Annotated in this window: 1 protein-coding gene; it reads right to left on the bottom strand. The window is 59.5% G+C overall.

Annotated features, from left to right (window positions below; genetic code table 11):
* A partial coding sequence (locus SB822_RS55855; RefSeq protein WP_410858945.1) for a CobW family GTP-binding protein occupies nucleotides 1-321 on the bottom strand: 321 nt, incomplete at both ends.

Here is a 321-nt window from a genome sequence, read left to right as displayed (position 1 = left end):
GGCTGTCCTTCAGGCGCAGCGGCAGGTGCTTGGCATCGACAAGGGCGACAACGGCATCAAGGCCGGTCTTGGCGCGTACGTCATCATCCATGAAGAAGGTCTGCGCCACCGGAACCGGATCGGCAAGGCCGGTCGTTTCCACAACGATGGCGTCGAAACGACCCGGACGGCGCATCAGTCCTTCCACCACGCGGATCAGGTCGCCACGCACGGTGCAACAGATGCAGCCATTGTTCATTTCATAGATTTCTTCGTCCGACTCGACGATCAGGTCGTTGTCGATGCCGATCTCGCCGAATTCATTGACGATCACGGCGGAAC

Source organism: Paraburkholderia sp. SIMBA_054, from assembly GCF_046534875.1.
In the GTDB taxonomy this organism is placed as follows: Bacteria; Pseudomonadota; Gammaproteobacteria; order Burkholderiales; family Burkholderiaceae; genus Paraburkholderia; species Paraburkholderia hospita.
This window is presented reverse-complemented; position numbering and strand designations above follow the sequence as displayed.